The organism is Terrirhizobium terrae (assembly GCF_030323265.1).
GTDB lineage: Bacteria > Pseudomonadota > Alphaproteobacteria > Rhizobiales > Rhizobiaceae > Neorhizobium.
Map to the genome: position 1 here is coordinate 3,784,952 of NZ_CP104992.1, position 15,605 is coordinate 3,800,556.

Annotated in this window: 17 protein-coding genes and 3 pseudogenes; 10 read left to right on the forward strand and 10 right to left on the reverse strand. The window is 62.7% G+C overall.

Annotated features, from left to right (window positions below; genetic code table 11):
• Positions 1–5: 5 nt before the first annotated feature.
• Entirely contained in the window at positions 6–830 is an 825-nt protein-coding gene (locus N7E02_RS26715; protein WP_286580788.1) for a hypothetical protein, read from the forward strand.
• A gap of 56 nt (positions 831–886) precedes the next feature.
• Here the strand turns inward: N7E02_RS26715 and N7E02_RS26720 are convergent, their stop codons facing one another.
• The 4 genes and pseudogenes from N7E02_RS26720 to N7E02_RS26735 all read right to left on the reverse strand — a co-directional run bounded on the left by N7E02_RS26720 (position 887) and on the right by N7E02_RS26735 (position 3,790).
• On the reverse strand, positions 887–1,924 hold the full coding sequence (locus tag N7E02_RS26720; RefSeq protein WP_286580790.1) for an alpha/beta fold hydrolase: 1,038 nt from the start codon (positions 1,922–1,924) through the stop codon (positions 887–889).
• A gap of 120 nt (positions 1,925–2,044) precedes the next feature.
• A complete protein-coding gene (locus tag N7E02_RS26725; RefSeq protein ID WP_286580792.1) occupies positions 2,045–2,533 on the reverse strand; it encodes an Lrp/AsnC family transcriptional regulator in 489 nt (162 codons plus the stop codon).
• A 52-nt stretch (positions 2,534–2,585) separates the two neighbouring features.
• Positions 2,586–3,227 (reverse strand): annotated as a pseudogene (locus tag N7E02_RS26730) (uracil-DNA glycosylase family protein).
• Positions 3,227–3,790, reverse strand: a complete 564-nt coding sequence (locus N7E02_RS26735; RefSeq protein WP_286580794.1) for a thermonuclease family protein — start codon at positions 3,788–3,790, stop codon at positions 3,227–3,229. Before N7E02_RS26735 ends, N7E02_RS26730 begins: the two are co-directional and overlap by 1 nt.
• 121 nt (positions 3,791–3,911) lie before the next feature.
• Here N7E02_RS26735 and N7E02_RS26740 point away from each other — a divergent pair.
• The 3 genes and pseudogenes from N7E02_RS26740 to N7E02_RS26750 all read left to right on the forward strand — a co-directional run bounded on the left by N7E02_RS26740 (position 3,912) and on the right by N7E02_RS26750 (position 5,992).
• Positions 3,912–5,446, forward strand: a pseudogene (locus tag N7E02_RS26740) (sensor histidine kinase).
• A 49-nt stretch (positions 5,447–5,495) separates the two neighbouring features.
• Positions 5,496–5,723 (forward strand): hypothetical protein, encoded by a 228-nt coding sequence (locus tag N7E02_RS26745; protein ID WP_286580796.1) that lies wholly within the window; start codon positions 5,496–5,498, stop codon positions 5,721–5,723.
• Positions 5,720–5,992, forward strand: coding sequence for a type II toxin-antitoxin system RelE/ParE family toxin (locus N7E02_RS26750; protein WP_286580800.1), 273 nt, complete (start codon positions 5,720–5,722; stop codon positions 5,990–5,992). The genes N7E02_RS26745 and N7E02_RS26750 overlap by 4 nt, the downstream gene beginning before the upstream one ends.
• Before the next feature lie 6 nt (positions 5,993–5,998).
• Here N7E02_RS26750 and N7E02_RS26755 read toward each other — a convergent pair whose 3' ends face one another.
• Entirely contained in the window at positions 5,999–6,391 is a 393-nt protein-coding gene (locus N7E02_RS26755) for a diacylglycerol kinase (protein WP_286580803.1), read from the reverse strand.
• Positions 6,392–6,398: 7 nt separating this feature from the next.
• A complete protein-coding gene (gene cobT, locus N7E02_RS26760; protein WP_286580804.1) occupies positions 6,399–7,418 on the reverse strand; it encodes a nicotinate-nucleotide--dimethylbenzimidazole phosphoribosyltransferase in 1,020 nt (339 codons plus the stop codon).
• Positions 7,419–7,527: 109 nt separating this feature from the next.
• Here cobT and N7E02_RS26765 point away from each other — a divergent pair.
• The 4 genes and pseudogenes from N7E02_RS26765 (at position 7,528) to N7E02_RS26780 (ending at position 9,564) form a co-directional block, all read left to right on the forward strand.
• Positions 7,528–8,306: pseudogene (locus tag N7E02_RS26765) on the forward strand (adenosylcobinamide-GDP ribazoletransferase).
• An 18-nt stretch (positions 8,307–8,324) separates the two neighbouring features.
• Positions 8,325–8,546, forward strand: a complete 222-nt coding sequence (locus N7E02_RS26770; RefSeq protein ID WP_286580806.1) for a DUF1289 domain-containing protein — start codon at positions 8,325–8,327, stop codon at positions 8,544–8,546.
• Positions 8,543–9,244, forward strand: a complete 702-nt coding sequence (locus N7E02_RS26775) for a retropepsin-like aspartic protease family protein (RefSeq protein ID WP_286580808.1) — start codon at positions 8,543–8,545, stop codon at positions 9,242–9,244. Before N7E02_RS26770 ends, N7E02_RS26775 begins: the two co-directional genes overlap by 4 nt.
• Positions 9,245–9,312: 68 nt before the next feature.
• On the forward strand, positions 9,313–9,564 hold the full coding sequence (locus tag N7E02_RS26780) for a hypothetical protein (protein ID WP_286580810.1): 252 nt from the start codon (positions 9,313–9,315) through the stop codon (positions 9,562–9,564).
• 28 nt (positions 9,565–9,592) lie between these two features.
• Here N7E02_RS26780 and N7E02_RS26785 read toward each other — a convergent pair whose 3' ends face one another.
• On the reverse strand, positions 9,593–10,582 hold the full coding sequence (locus N7E02_RS26785) for an AraC family transcriptional regulator (protein WP_286580812.1): 990 nt from the start codon (positions 10,580–10,582) through the stop codon (positions 9,593–9,595).
• A gap of 72 nt (positions 10,583–10,654) precedes the next feature.
• On the opposite strand from N7E02_RS26785, the gene N7E02_RS26790 reads away from it, so the two are divergent.
• Positions 10,655–11,872: an MFS transporter gene (locus N7E02_RS26790; RefSeq protein ID WP_286580814.1), complete on the forward strand. Its 1,218-nt coding sequence runs from the start codon at positions 10,655–10,657 to the stop codon at positions 11,870–11,872.
• 125 nt (positions 11,873–11,997) lie between these two features.
• Here N7E02_RS26790 and N7E02_RS26795 read toward each other — a convergent pair whose 3' ends face one another.
• On the reverse strand, positions 11,998–13,212 hold the full coding sequence (locus N7E02_RS26795) for a hypothetical protein (RefSeq protein WP_286580816.1): 1,215 nt from the start codon (positions 13,210–13,212) through the stop codon (positions 11,998–12,000).
• A gap of 282 nt (positions 13,213–13,494) precedes the next feature.
• Between N7E02_RS26795 and N7E02_RS26800 the strand changes: the two genes are divergently transcribed.
• Positions 13,495–13,899 carry a YkgJ family cysteine cluster protein gene (locus tag N7E02_RS26800; RefSeq protein WP_286580818.1) on the forward strand — a complete coding sequence of 135 codons (405 nt, stop codon included), beginning with the start codon at positions 13,495–13,497 and terminating at the stop codon, positions 13,897–13,899.
• A gap of 21 nt (positions 13,900–13,920) precedes the next feature.
• Here the strand turns inward: N7E02_RS26800 and N7E02_RS26805 are convergent, their stop codons facing one another.
• Together N7E02_RS26805 and N7E02_RS26810 are read right to left on the reverse strand one after the other, a co-directional pair.
• A complete protein-coding gene (locus N7E02_RS26805) occupies positions 13,921–14,682 on the reverse strand; it encodes an ABC transporter permease (protein WP_286580820.1) in 762 nt (253 codons plus the stop codon).
• On the reverse strand, positions 14,679–15,605 hold the full coding sequence (locus tag N7E02_RS26810) for an ABC transporter ATP-binding protein (protein ID WP_286580821.1): 927 nt from the start codon (positions 15,603–15,605) through the stop codon (positions 14,679–14,681). Before N7E02_RS26810 ends, N7E02_RS26805 begins: the two co-directional genes overlap by 4 nt.

A 15,605-nucleotide genomic window follows, 5' to 3' on the forward strand; every position in this document is an offset into this window, starting at 1 on the left:
ACAGCATGCCTTTTTGGCTTCTGAAAGGTCGGTTTGCACCACAGCTGGGCCAGCCTGATGGCGATTCCGTCCGGTTCATCCCGGACGATCCCGCACCGCTTTTCCGTCTGCGCCGACGCGGCTCCGCTCCCGGAATCAACGCCGGGAACGGAAGCGTACAATTGCGCTACGAAGGGATCGATTGCCTGGAAAAGGCAGCCATCCAGCCCTATTCGAGTGACGCGACGGCGTCCAACCTCGGCCTTGTGGCGCCGCCGCAGTCCGAGGCCAGAGGGTATATCTGCACCAACCAGCTAGATCCTCATGGAAGGCCGGTCTGCTTTGTGTTCTCCGGCAACACCCAGGAGGCCGATGGGGCGAGGATCCACCTTGGTCCCGAAGACATTGCGACCAGCGTCAATGCCACGCAGCTTGACCGCGGCCACGCCTATCCGCTGTTCTACGATACGCTTTACGCGGACCTGAGGTTGCATCTGGCGACCGTATACGCGAATGCAAGACAGGCTGGGGCGGGCGTCTGGGCTGCCGACGCGACGACTGCCGGCTTCGCCTGGAACAGCAATCTCGCGGCCCTTCCGCCGATCTTCCCGAAGCTGTGGCGACGCATAGACACATACCGGCACGACGAGACCTTCTTTGATCCGAACAACCCGGCCGCCAATCTCCCGGCATATATCGCGTCGCTCGGGGAAGAACGCGTTCTCATCGTCAGCCAAAGCAAGTTCACCGGCTTCGACGATCTGGTCGAAGTCCAGGGCGCGTCCGTTCGGCTTGTCGCCGATCCCGCAGACATGATCGTCGTTTCCGAGCCGGCAAACGCCTCGCCCTGACGCCCGCAATCACTCTTCACCTCGACGGCAGCCGAGGCCACGAGTGAGATGCTGCGTCAGCCGTCCGTCAGTCCATCCAGCAGTGCCTTGTCGAAGCGCGCCGGATCCTGGATCTGCGGGGCGTGGCCAAGGCCTTCGAACTCGACGAGCTTCGCGCCCGGAATGGCCTCTGCCGCCTGCTTGCCGAGCTGCGTATAATCGCCGAGCGTCCCGGCAATCTCCGGGCTCGCCCGATTGGCGCCGGGTGCCGTCTTGTCGGTCAGGCCGATCAACAGCAACGTCGGCACTTTCAATTGGCCGAATTCGTAGACCACCGGCTGGGTGAAGACCATGTCGGAAGTCAGCGCCTGATCCCAGGCTACCTGATCACCGCCCTCGCCTTCATACATGCCGGCGCCCATCGCCACCCACTTGTCGTAGCCCGGCTTCCAATGGCCCGAGTAGTAGAACTTCGTCTGATAGGCCTTGATGCTGTCGAATGTCGTCTTCTTCTCGCCCTCGAAGGCAGCCTCGATCGGCTGATAGGGCACACCCTTGGCCTTCCAGTCCTCAAGCCCGATCGGATTGACCAGAACCAGCTTCTCCGTCTCACCGGGATACATCAGCGCATAGCGTGTCGCGAGCATGCCACCCATCGAATGGCCGACAATCGTCGCCTTCTCGATGCCGCGCGCTTCAAGCAGCGCATGGGTATTTTCCGCAAGCTGCTGAAAGCTGAACTGGTAGGCCTGAGGTTTCGACGACTTGCAGAAACCGATCTGGTCGGGCGCGATCACCCGGTATCCCGCCTGGGTCAGGCTCTTGATCTGCCCTTCCCAGGTGGCGCCACAGAAATTCTTGCCATGCAACAGCACGACCGTGCGCCCGTTCGGGTTCTCCGCCGCGATGTCCATGAAGGCCATCTCCAGCAACTGTCCCTGACTGGAGACATTGAACATCTCGGTCTTGAACGGGTATTCGAATCCTTCCAGCCGCGCCCCATAAGTCGGCCGTTCGGCAGCCGCATCCTGGGCGAAGGCCGGGCCGGTTAAGGTCACGCCTCCAAGCAGGACAGGCGCCAAAGCGGCAAGGGAGATGAGGGATCGTGCGGACATGAAAACTCCTTCTGGCATTCGGACCCGGCAGATTGCGCAATGGGTCACGGGCTCAGGTAGGAGGCGCCACATCCGCGGCAATCGACAATAACGGCCCTGTGAAAGAGGTTTATCGGAAGATCAGTCGTCGCCGGCCTTCTGGTTGTCGATCAGCATGTAGTCGAGCGGCAGCTCGGTCGTGTACTTGATCTGCTCCATGGCGAAGACGGACGAGACGTCGCGGATCTCGATCTTGGCGATCAGCCGCTTGTAGAAGGCGTCATAGGAGGCGATATCCGGCACGACGACGCGCAGAAGGTAATCGACGTCGCCGCTCATGCGATAGAATTCAACCACTTCAGGGAATTCCACCACCACTTCCGAAAAGCGCTTCAGCCATTCGATCGAATGGCTGGCGGTGCGGATCGAGACGAAAACCGTGACCTTCGTGTTGACCTTGCCCGGATCGAGAAGCGCCACGCGGCGGCGGATGACGCCGTCCTCTTCCATCTTCTGGATGCGCCGCCAGCAGGGTGTCGTCGACAGGCCGACCTTCTTGGCGAGATCCGCAACTGCGAGGGTAGAATCTTCCTGCAGAATGCGCAGGATCTTGCGGTCAAGACGGTCCATGGAAAGAGCCCTTTCGAAATGATTTTTCCATTATATAGGTATTTTTGAGCAGTTAACCGAAATTCGTTCTCCCGATCAAGCTATCCACAACCCGCCTTAGGACAGGCAGCACATCCGCCTCAAACCATGGGTTGTTTTTCAACCACGCCGTATTGCGCCAGCTCGGATGCGGCAACGGCAGGATGCGCGGACCGTCATTGACAAAAAAATACTCGCGCCAGTTTTTGACCGTCTCGGTCACGCTTCCTTGCGCCGTGAACCGAGATGCCATGCCGCCGCATATTGGCCGATGACGAGGATCGTATCGACCTGCGGCATCGCGGCCATCACTCGGGCGCGCCAGGCCGGTGCGCATTCACGCCGTGGCGGCAGGTCGCTGCCCCTGGCATCATAACCGGGGAAACAGAAACCCATCGGCACGATGGCGATGCGGCTCGCATCATAGAATTCCTCACGCGAGACACCCATCCAGTCGCGCAGCCGATTGCCGGATGCGTCATTAAACGGCAGCCCGCTTTCGTGCACCCGAAGCCCCGGCGCCTGCCCGGCGATCAAAAGCCGTGCGGTAGACGACAGCACCACGACCGGCCGCGGCTCGTGCGGCAGCCGATCCGCTTCCCCTTTGAGGACAGTCCCGACAGATGCGGCAGCGCGATATCGATGCGCTGAGCTCCGCGATCGGGTCTGTGCCGATCACGACCAGAGGTCCGTCAGCCAGGCCGGAAGCATCGACCCGCCGCTCTCCTGCTCCTCCGGCTGACCGCGGCTTGCGCGCCAGGCTTTCGGCGTTTCGAACGGGCCGGCCCATATGCCCCTGCCGGCGTCGCGCGCTGTGCCTTCCTCATCGGTGTAGTCACCAGCTGCGACTGCCATGCCCTGGCTCACCATCTCCGCATTGACGTCGATCGTTGCACGGCGACACTGTACGAGAATTCGGCCGAACCTATCGCGCGCATCGCCGCCACATTCGGTGGCCGGGTCACGCGCAAAGGCGGCAAGCGCTTCTCGCGCCGCATCCCCGCAGCGCCATTGGCTTTTGCCCTCGCCACCACAGGTCTGGTCTGCTTCCGGTGCGTCGATCCCTACAAGCCGCAACCGCTCGACACCGGCAGCCAATGTGTCCCCGTCGATTGCATAAAACGGCCCTTGCAGCTCGACTTCATGGCCGAGGTCGATCTTGGCGATGATCAGCGATGCGAGAATGAAGAACGCCCCGAGGAAAACGCCGTCCATCAGGATCTTGGGTAGTCGGGTCACAATCCGGCCTCAATGGAAAACGGAAACTTCAGGAAAATGGCAAACAAAACCTTTCCCGGCAGCATCTTCTTAAGGATTGCTCCCTAATGTCTCAATCACACGAGGCAATAGTTCACAACCCATGAGTAGCGGCGTCAGTACCTCGACCGACAAAATTATCGTTGATCGATCGCGCAGCCACCGCAACAAGGCGGTGTCCAAGGCTGTCCGCGCGACCCGTGAACGCCTGCAGTTCAGCACCAACGGCAATCACGCCTTTGATCGGGACATGCTCGCCCAGCATGTCAACGCCGTTCTCCAATCAGCTGCGGCCGTCCCTCTCTTTATCACGCTCATCACCGGCGTCGGCATGTACCTCAGCCCGAGCGCCAACATGCTGGCCTGGGCGCTTTTGATGCTCAGCCTTCATGCGATCAACCTGTTGATCGCCCGACGATTCAGCCGCAAGGAAATCACCGCCGCCGACAGCGCGAAATGGCGCCGGAGGCTTTTGATCGGTCAGGTGCTGCTGGGCATCGGCTGGGCACTTTTCGCGCTCTACAATTGCCCCGTCTGCGGCGGAGACACCTATTATTTCTACAAGGGCGCCGCCCTTCTCTTCGCCATTTCCATCACGGCAATGAGCAGCTTCATGCTGCGCCAGAGCGTGCTGATCGGTTTTCTGCCGATGATCCTCGCCCTGCTCGTCAACGCCGTGCTGACGCGCCAGTTGCTGGATATCGGGCTCACAGCCATCTGCGCCACGGCCGTCGTCTTCTTCCACTATATCGGCGACCGCCTTTATCGTTCCAATCTGACGCTGATGGCCTACCAGTCGGAAAAGGACGATCTCATCGCAGAACTCGAAGTGGCGAAATCCATGTCGGACGAGGCCCGCCGCCGGGCAGAAGAGGCGAACCTCGCAAAGTCCCGCTTCCTCGCCTCCATGTCCCATGAGCTGCGCACGCCACTCAACGCCATTCTGGGCTTCTCCGAGGTGATGAGCTCCGAGGTGCTCGGCCCCCTGCCCAACCCGACCTACCGCGAATATGCCGGTGACATCCACCGCTCCGGTGAGCACCTCCTCAACCTCATCAACGAGATCCTCGACCTCTCCCGCATCGAGGCGGGCCGCTACGATCTGAACGAGGATTCCTGTCGCTTCTGGAAGTGGCGGAAGACTGCATCGGCATGGTGCAGCTGCGTGCGCGCGCCAAGAACATCACCATCCGCTCGCAGTTCGAGAAGGAAATGCCGCAGGTCTGGGCCGATGAAAAGGCGATCCGCCAGGTCATGCTCAACCTTCTCTCCAACGCGGTGAAATTCACCAGCCAGGGCGGCGAAGTCACCGTCAAGGTCGGCTGGACCGCCGGCGGCGGACAATATCTCGCCATCAAGGACAACGGTCCCGGCATTCCAGAAGAGGAAATCCCGGTCGTGCTCTCCGCCTTCGGCCAGGGTTCGATAGCGATCAAGAGCGCCGAACAGGGCACCGGCCTCGGCCTGCCCATCGTCCAGGCGATCCTTGCCAAGCATGACGGCCAGTTCGTCTTGCGCTCGAAGCTGCGCGAAGGCACCGAAGCGATCGCCATCCTCCCCGCCACCCGCGTCCTCCAGAGCGTCCCCGCCTTTGCGGATGCGCCCGCGGTGGAACGCCGCCGCAGGAGCTTTGCTTGAGACTAGGCGGGCTCTTTTGTTCCATCCAATTCGGGTGCATAGTAGGGACATGACCACGCTTCTCGATATGGCCATCGAAGCATCCCGCGACCTTCCTGCCGATCTGCAGGACGAGCTTGCGCGCATGATGCTGACCTTTGTCAACGAGGGACAAGGCACCCACGCCCTGACGCCTGAAGAGGAAGCCGATCTCGACGAGGCAGAGCGCGAAGTCGAGCGAGGCGAGTTGGTATCTGAGAAAGACGTCCGCGCGATGTGGGCAAAGTACGGACTGTGAGGCTCAGATATACTCCGAGCGCTCTTCGTGAAATTGACAATGCCATCGCCTATATCGGCGCGCGCTCACCTCAGGGCGCGCAACATGTCGCTTCGCGGTTCTACAAGATAATTGAGTTGTTGCGACAGCAGCCCGAGGCCGGCGCCATCCATAGGAAGCCCAACACCCGCCGTCTGTTCCTGACACCTTATCCCTACGCGATTTACTACCGTGTATCGCAAGACGAAATCATCATTTTGCGTTTTCGCCACACGTCTCGTCGGCGTTGAAGAACTTCAACCCACCATCTGTCGCACCACCACATATAGCGCAAACAGCCCGTTCGCCGCTAGCAAACAGAACACCGCGAACGATCCCAGGTCCTTCGCGTGCCGGCCGACGGTGGAGATCTCAGGCGAGATGCGGTCGACCAGTTCCTCGATCGCCGTATTCAGCGCCTCCACCGCAAAAAGTACCAGCATGAGGATCAGGAAGACGAAGTAATCCATCGCGCCGGCGCCGACGAGGAGAAACAGCACCAACCCCACGACAAAGGCGATCACCTCGTGCCGGAACGCCTCCTCCTGCCACAGACGCACCAGCCCCTGCAGTGAGTAACGCGTCGCCGCGATGATACGGCGGACACCGCTCGCCTTTTCGATATTGCTGTCGAGCGGTGTCTTTTCCATGCGAGACTTAAGCTTCCTTGTTGGTCACGCCGGCCTGCGCGAAGGTCGCCATGCCGGAATGGCAGGCGGCCGCCGCCTTGACGATGCCGGCGGCGAGTGCTGCTCCCGTGCCTTCGCCGAGCCGCATGCCGAGCGCCAGAAGCGGCGTCTTGCCGAGCTTCTCGATCGCCTTCAGATGCCCCGGCTCGCCGGAGACATGGCCGATCAGGCAGTGGTCGATCGCCGAGGGGTTCATCGCCTTGAGAATGGAGGCGGCAGCCGTCACGACATAACCGTCGAGCAGGACCGGGATCTTCTCCATGCGCGCCGCCAGGATTGCACCGGCGATCGCCGCGATCTCGCGACCGCCGAGGCGGCGCAGGATTTCCAGCGGATCGTTCAGGTGATCCCTGTGCAGTTCCACCGCCTGCTTCACCACGGCCACCTTGCGGGCCATCAGCTCACCGTGGCTGCCGGTGCCCGGCCCAACCCAGTCTTCCGCCTCGCCGCCATAGAGCGCCAGATTGATTGCCGCGGCGATCGTCGTGTTACCGATGCCCATCTCGCCGAGGCAGAGAAGATCGGTGCCGCCGGCAATCGCCTCCATGCCGAAGGCCATGGTCGCGGCACAATCGCGCTCCGAAAGCGCCGGCTCGGTCGCAATGTCACCGGTCGGATAATCGAGCGCCAGATCGAAGATCTTGAGGCCCAGATCGTGCGTCACGCAGATCTGGTTGATCGCCGCACCACCGGCTGCAAAATTCTCGACCATCTGCTGCGTCACGGACGAGGGGAACGGAGTGATACCGTGCTTCGTCACGCCGTGATTGCCCGCAAAGATCGCCACCAGCGGACGGTTGACGGCCGGTGCCCTGCCCGTCCAGGCGGCAAGCCAGTAGGCGATCTCTTCCAGCCGTCCGAGCGCTCCCGGCGGCTTGGTCAGCTGCGCGTCGCGCTCACGGGCATCCACCAGCGCCCGCGCATCCGGACCGGGCAGGTTGGCGATGAGGTTGCGGAAATCGTCGAAAGGCAGGCCGCTCAAGCTCATGGAAAGTCTCTCTGGTCTCGGCGCCGGCGCGCTCGTGTTTGACACTTGTGTTTGCCGGCAAATCACGCTTGTGTGCGCACTTCTTAATCGGGGAAGCCAGGAGCCACAACTGCCAAACGCGACGGATTTCATCGCCGACCTCGCCCGCTCGGTCGCATTCCTGAGCCGCATCCCCGTGCCGGACCGGTTCTTCCGAGATCATGACGGCTCTATTTCCCGCGTCGTGCGGGCCTTTCCTCTCGCCGGCCTGCTGATTGCCCTGATCCCGGCTCTCGTCCTCTACGGCCTAGCCGAGATCGGCGATGCGATGGTCGCGACCCTGCTCGCACTGACACTGCTCACCCTGCTGACCGGCGCGCTGCACGAGGATGGCCTTGCCGACGCCGCCGACGGCCTCGGCGGCGGGCGCGACAGCGATCACGCGCTTCTGATCATGAAGGACAGCCGCATCGGCTCCTATGGCGTCGTCGCACTCGTCCTTTCCTTCGGCCTGCGCGCCGCCTCGCTCGCCGCGTTGGCCCGCATCGATACCAGCCTTGCGGCCGTCGCGATGCTCGCGGCAGCCTCCGTCAGCCGGGCAGTGATGATCTGGCACTGGAGCGCCCTGCCCTCGGCACGCGAGACCGGCGTCGCCGCCTCCGCCGGCGCACCGGAGGAAACGGCCCGCAACGTCGCGCTCATATCTGGCGCCGTCCTCGGCATCGTCTTCATCATGTCCCATCTCGGCTTCGACGATGCGGCCCTTGCGCTCGTCATCACCGCACTCGCCGGTTTCGGCTTTACCGGCTTCGTGCGCAAAAACTTGGCGGCCATACCGGCGATACGATCGGCGCGACCCAACAAATCTGCGAGATCGCCCTCCTGGCCACCCTTGCGATCATCGCCTGAACTGTCGATATATTGGCCATGATCTCGCCCTGTATCCTAATCTGCTCGATCGACATGAAGACCGGCTACTGCTTCGGCTGCGGCCGCACGCGCGATGAGATCGCCGGATGGATCGACTATTCCGATGCCGAGCGCCACGCGATCATGGACGCGCTCGCCGCGAGATTGGAAACCGTAGAGCGCAAGCCGCGGCGGGAAACCCGTCGCCAGCGCATGATCAAGGAGCGCCAAGGCCTATGAATGGTCTGACCCTCGTCCTTCTCGTCCTCGGTGCGGGCCTTGCCCTGCTTGTCTTCAACCACGATCCCGGCCGCACCTTCGGCATCGACAACAGCGATTTCGGTCAGCTGATCTACCTGATCCCGATCGCCGGCTTGCTCGGCGCCGGCATTCTGTCCGGCCGCCGCGGCAATATGAGCGAGGCACTGCGCAATCTCGCCATCTGGCTCGTCATCATACTCGGCTTCGTCGCCGGCTATCTCTACCGCTACGACGCCCAGCAGTTCGCCGGCCGCATGGTCGCCGGCCTCGTTCCCGGCCGCGCCGTGGTCGTCACCAGCAGGGATGGCGATGAAGTGATCATCCAGAAGGCGCTCAGCGGCCACTTCCAGGCCGATGTCACGGTCGACGGCAAGACGATCCCGATGCTGGTCGATACCGGCGCCAGCAGCGTCGTCCTGTCCTATGATGACGCCGAAACGCTCGGCATCGACACCGGCGCGCTTGCCTACACAATCCCGGTCATGACCGCCAACGGCCGCGCCATGGCCGCGCCCGTGCGGCTCGACGAAATCGCCATCGGCCCGATTTCCCGCCGCAATGTCCGCGCCATGGTGTCGGAAGAAGGCCGCCTCGACGAAAGCCTGCTCGGCATGAGCTTTCTCTCGACGCTGAGTTCGCTGCAGATGCAGACGGATGAGCTGAGACTGAGGGACTGACATCCCGGCCCGGGCCCGGGATCGAGATCACGTCGCAACGGCAGGCTGGAGCCTGTAACAGGAGCACCATGACCGAGAACAACGACCTCGTGATCTATCCCATCCCCAGCCTCGTTGCGACCCTTCTCAATATGGAGAAGACCAAGGGCAGCCCGCTCACGGAACGGGAAGTGATCGAGATCCGCGACAATTGTCCCGCGATTTCGGTCTCTCCGGATGTAGCGCGAAGAATGGATGAGTCGCGTGGCTATCGCGACATCGATCCGGAAAACTGCTGGGAGGAATGGCAGACCGCCCGGCTGCAGCTGGCGGCCACCTGAGCGCATTCACCTGCGGGCAACAGCGCGCCTATTCCGCCGCGATCAATTCGACCACAGCCGGAGCCTCATCACCCTTGCCGCGAAAATGGCTAGGCGGGTCGCCGATGATGCGCTTGAAGGCACGGCTGAACGAGGCCTCGGCATCATAGCCGAGCTTCTCCGCCACCGTCGCGACGCGCATCCCGTCCTTCAGCCACAGCCGTGCCTGATGCATCCTCACCCGCGCCACATAGCGCGCCGGCGTCTCGCCGACGACACGGGCGAAGCGCTCGGCAAATCCCGAGCGCGAAGCGCCCATCAGCCGCGCCAGTTCGGCAACGGACCAGTCCCGATCCGGCTCCAGATGGATGGCGGCCAGTACCCGCCCGATCTCCGGGTTGCGCACGGCCGCAATCCAGCCGCTCGTATCGCCGCAGCCATGTTCTACCCAGGTGCGGATGATCGTCGCCGTCAGCACATCCGCCAGACGCGCCAGAATGCCGCCCGCCCCCACACGGTCCATATCCACCTCGCGAGCCATGGCCTCAAGAAGATGCGGAATGGCGGGTTCGCTGGTGGCGAGATCGCTGGTCAGCATCGCCTCGGGCATCATCTGTAGCAGCGGATGCAGCTTGTCGATGTTGAAGCGCATCGATGCCGTCAGCGCCACGGTGCCGCAACGGGCATCGGCGCATTGCATGTCGAACACGCCCTGGCAGACTTCCTTCTTGCCGTAGCGGCCGAATGGCAGGGGCTCGATGTTTTCGCCACTGGCGATCACATGCGCATCGCCCCGCGGCAGGATCACCGCATCGCCCGCATTGAGCCTCAGCCATTCGCCTGATGGCGCCTTTAGAAGCGCCGATCCGGAGGAAATGAAATGGAAGCGCGCGGCATCTTCGGCCGGGAAAGCCGTGGCCCAGGGCTCGGCCAGCCGGCAGCGGCCGTATTCGACACCGTCGAGTCGCAGGCCCCGCAGCATCTCCGAAAGCGGATCGGCTGGCATTGCGGATGAGAATTTGGACGATCTGTCAAGCATGTCGGAGTTTCTAGCATGGAAACGCCAGATCGTCACGCCTATTCCTGACGAATATCAAATCAGGAGATTCCCATGCACGGCAGCCCTCTACCATCTGATGACGAAACGCGGACCGGACAAGGTGTCGCACAGGAAGTTTCCCGTTGGGGCGCGGTCGTTTCGCTCACCCTCGGCGTCTTCGGTCTCGTTACTGCAGAATTCCTGCCGGTCAGCCTGCTGACGCCCATGTCGGCAGATCTCGGCGTCAGCACCGGCATCGCCGGCCAGTCGATCACCACGACGGCCGTCATGGCCGCCTTCGCCGGCCCCGGTGTCGTCATCGGCACCCGCAGCTTCGACCGCCGCTGGATTGTTCTGGTCCTGACGACGCTCCTGATCGTCTCCAGCCTGATCGCCGCGACCGCAACGAACATCTACATCGTGCTTGCCGCCCGCGCCCTGCTCGGCATCGGCCTCGGCGGCTTCTGGGCCATGTCGGCGGCACTCGCCATGCGCCTCGTCCCGCCGGCAAAGATGCCGCGCGCCATGGCCATCATCATGGCCGGCGTTTCGCTTGCAACCGTCTGTGCCGCTCCGCTCGGTGCCTGGATCGGCGCCACGCTCGGCTGGCGCGCCGCCTTCTACCTGTCCGCCGCCGTCGGCGTCATAGCGCTAGCCGTCCAGGCCTTCACCCTGCCGGCCCTGCCGCCGACCGGCCATGCCGGCCTCGGAACGCTGGCCGCCGTCATGCGCCGTCCGGCCATCCGCACCGCGCTCTTTACCATACTGCTCTTCGTCGCAGGCCATTTCGCCGGCTTCACCTATATCCGCCCCTTCCTGGAGCAGGTGCCGCATCTCGATGTCGAGACGATCTCGCTCATCCTGCTCGCCTATGGCGTCACCGGCTTCTTCGGCAACATGCTGGGCGGCATGGTCTCCGAGCGCAGCCCGCGCCTGTCGATCGTGCTCTTTACCAGCCTTGTCGCGGCATCCGCCATCATGCTTGCGGTCGGTGGTGCTTCGCTCGTCGTTTCGGCAACAGCGATCGCTCTCTGGGGTCTCGCCTTCGGCGCCTTCCCGGTCAGCGTCCAGAGCTTTGTCGTCGGTCATGCGCCGGATGAAGCCGAAAGCGCCGGCGCGCTGGTCATCCCCGCCTTCCAGATCGCCATTTCGAGCGGCGCGATCTTCGGCGGCCTGCTGATCGAAACCCAGGGCCCCGTCGCCGTCGTCGCCTTCGCCGCCATCGCGGCAGCCCTCGGCGCCTCGGTCATGGCCGCCCGCGGCGAACGCCGCCAGCTCTCGCTCGGCTGAACCCAGCACTCAGCCCGGCATGGGATCTGCGGGGGCGACTGACCTCCAGCCAGAAATGTGCCCCGAAAGCAGATCGAACCGCCCGCAGCCGACAAGGTTGCGGGCGGTTTTTCTTTGCTCCGCCCTCAGACAGCCCGGTAGTCGCTGGCCAATGCATCGTCGAGACTGCGCCCCGGCGCGACATCGGCAAAGAACGTCGCCGGCCACGGCCCCGCCGTCATCAAACCGAAATCGAAATTCGTCCGCCGGTCGGACCCCAGCACATACTGCCGATGCACCCGCAGGAAATCCCGCTTGATCCGGCGGTAGCGCTCAGGCTCCAGCATGTTGCGGATCCGCAGGAAGATCAGCCGTGGCGATGGCACGTTCGCATGGCCGGTCAAGGCCGTCACCGAGGATTTGTAGAAGCTGATGATGTCGGTGAGGCACTGAACCTCCACGAAGGAAAGATCCCTTGATCGCGCGATCGTCCCGACACGCGACCGAAGCACCTTGGCGGAGCGCAGCAGCCCGCATTGCAGGATCGCCCCGCCGAGCGTGACGAATGTGACCCGCTTGCCGGCAAACAGGTCCGGCTCCCGTTCCAGCAGCAGGCCGATCGTATGCACCGCCATGCTCGATCCCATGCTGTGGGAGGTGATGACATACTCGTCGGCATCCTCATCGAATGCCGGCCTTGCTGCCTTGGCCGATGCCTCGACCCACTCCCTGATCCACGCCTCATCCATGCGTGCGACGGCGACCGCCATCTCCCAGTCGGAAAACAGGTGCAGGGTAAAATACCGCTCCGAGAACGGCAGGAAGAGTTTTAGGAAAAACGCGACGCCCAGCGCGATGCCGAGCGGATAATGCCAAACGGGGAGATCCAACCACGATGGGTAGGCCGCCAGCGCCAGGCTGATCGCGAGCCCCAACACGACGAGCAGAAACGGAAAGACGAAGAACAGGCCGAAACGCCAGGCGTGGCGGAAGTAGCCGAACGCCCCGCCTTCCAGCACCACGACGGCAGCACTGCGAAAACCCCGCCCCAACCGCGTCAGCAACGGCCGCTGCGCCAGACGACTGACGATGCCGTCATGGTCCAGAACGAAGAACCGGCTCGACGTCCGCCAGGCCCCATCCTCGGAGGCCCTACCGCCGGTGGCCTCGATATCGAAATAGGGACAGTGTCCGTCTTCTCGCAGCGCCCCCACCTCGGCAGACAGGCCCCACAGCTTTGCCGTCATCTGCATCGCGCGCTCATAGCGCACCCGATGGCGCGGCGCGTCCAGCTGTTCAAAGCCGGGAAAGTGTAGAACCACGCGTTTTGCGACGCGTGCAGACGATGAAGATGCGGGCACTCAGGGTTTCTTTCTTTTAGGGCGGGAATTTGTCGGGCTCCCCACTGGCCCGGCGGCATTTTAGACGGACCTCAGCTTTGGCGCGCGCAGCACGCCCTAAGCCCAGACCTGTGGCGGGATTAAGGAGGAATCCGTCTGTCGCCACCGCTGGCCCAAACTTTCCCGGACATACGCCCGTCGTCGGCGCTTTGCCGCCAACCATCCGCACGTTCAGCGGATTGCAGTCATCGTAGCGAGGCGCCGGCTTTTCCGCCGGTACGGAAAGCTGCTATGGCTGCCTCCATGCTGTCAGCCTCATACACCACGCAAGGCCGCGCTTGCGGCACATGCACGCTCTGTTGCCGTCTGCCTGAAATCGATCACTTCGACAAGCCGGCAGACGAATGGTGCGCCCATTGTGTCGCCGAACAGGGCTGTTCCATCTACAGTCGACGTCCTTCCGTCTGCCGTGATTTTCTCTGTCGCTGGATGACGGATGGCGCGCTCGGAAACGAATGGGACCCCTCCCGCTCCCATGTGATGATCTACGCCCAGGGCCAGCAGATCACGGTTCTCGCAGACCCTGATTTTCCGGATGTCTGGCGCGATGATCCCTACCTTCCCCAGCTTCAGGCATGGGCAGCGGAAGCGGCAAAGACGGGCGGCTACATGATCGTCTTCTGGCGCGACGAGGTGGTGAAGATCTGACGCAAATCCGAGTGGACGTCGTCAGCTCCTCAGCCTGTACCCCGTCTTGAACATCCAGCCGAGCACCGACAGGCACAAGGCCAGGAACACGCCGATCATCGCCAGGCTGACGATCGGGTTGACGTCCGCGATCTCGTAAAAGCTCCAGCGGAAACCGCTGACCAGATAGAGAACCGGGTTGAGGTGGCTCACCGCCTGCCAGAAGGGCGGCAGCATGTCGATCGAGTAGAAGCTGCCGCCGAGGAAGGTCAGCGGCGGCACGACCAGCATCGGCACGATGTTCAACTGCTCGAAGTTCTTCGCCCACACCCCGATGATGAAGCCGAACAGGCTGAAGGTGATCGCCGTCAGCACCAGGAACAGCACCATGACGAAGGGATGGGCGATGCGGATATCGACGAAGAAGGACGCGGTGGCCAGAATGATCAGGCCGATGATCAGCCCCTTGCTCGCCGCCGCCCCAACATAGCCGACCAGGATTTCCGTCATCGCCACAGGCGCTGAAAGGATCTCGTAGATCGTGCCCGTGAATTTCGGGAAGTAGATGCCGATCGAACCGTTGGCCGTGCATTGGGTCAGAAGTGTCAGCATGATCAGCCCCGGCGTGATGAAGGAGCCGTAGGAGACCCCGTCCACCGACTGGATGCGCGAACCGATCGCCGTGCCGAAAACGATGAAATAGAGCGAAGTGGTGATGACCGGCGAGATGACGCTCTGCAGCAGCGTGCGGCGCATGCGCGCCATCTCGAAGCCGTAGATGGATTTGATCGCTTGGAAATTCATGCCTTTTCCTCCACCAGAGCGACGAAAATGTCCTCCAGTGAACTCTGCCGTGTGGAGAGGTCTTTGAAGTGGATACCGGCGGCCGTCAGCGCCGCAAGCAGCGAGGATATGCTGTCCTGGCTTTCGTCGTGGCTGTATTCGTGGATCAGCCGCAGCCCATCGTCCGACAATGTCAGGTCGAAGCCGCCAAGGCTCGGCGGAATGGCAGCCAGCGGCTCCGTCAGTTCGAGCGTCAACTGCTTGCGGCCGAGCTGTTTCATCAGCGCCGCCTTCTCCTCCAGCAGAAGAAGCTTGCCGCTGTTGATCACGCCCACCCGATCGGCGATCTCCTCCGCCTCCTCGATATAGTGGGTGGTGAGAATGATCGTCACGCCCTGTTCGCGCAGCTGCTTGACCACCTCCCACATGTCGCGCCGCAGGCTGACATCGACGCCCGCCGTCGGCTCGTCGAGGAACAGCACTTCCGGCTCGTGGCTCAGTGCCTTGGCGATCAGCACACGCCGCTTCATGCCGCCGGAAAGTTCGCGCAGCATGTTGTCCTTCTTCTTCCAGAGGGACAGATCGCGCAGGATCTTTTCGATCAGCGCCGGATTGGCCTTCTTGCCGAACACGCCGCGGGAGAAGCTCACCGTATTCCACACCGTCTCGAACTGGTCGGTCGTCAGCTCCTGCGGCACCAGCCCGATCATCGCGCGGGTCTGGCGAAAGTCTTTCACCACGTTATGGCCGCCGACCAGCACGGTGCCGCCGGTCGGATTGACGATGCCGCAGACGATCGAGATCAGCGTCGTCTTGCCCGCACCATTCGGCCCGAGCAGCGCCAGGATCTCGCCGCGCCGGATATCGAGATCGACGCCTTTCAGGGCCTCGAACCCGTTTCCATAGGTCTTGGTCAAATTCTGGACCGATATGATGGGGGGCAT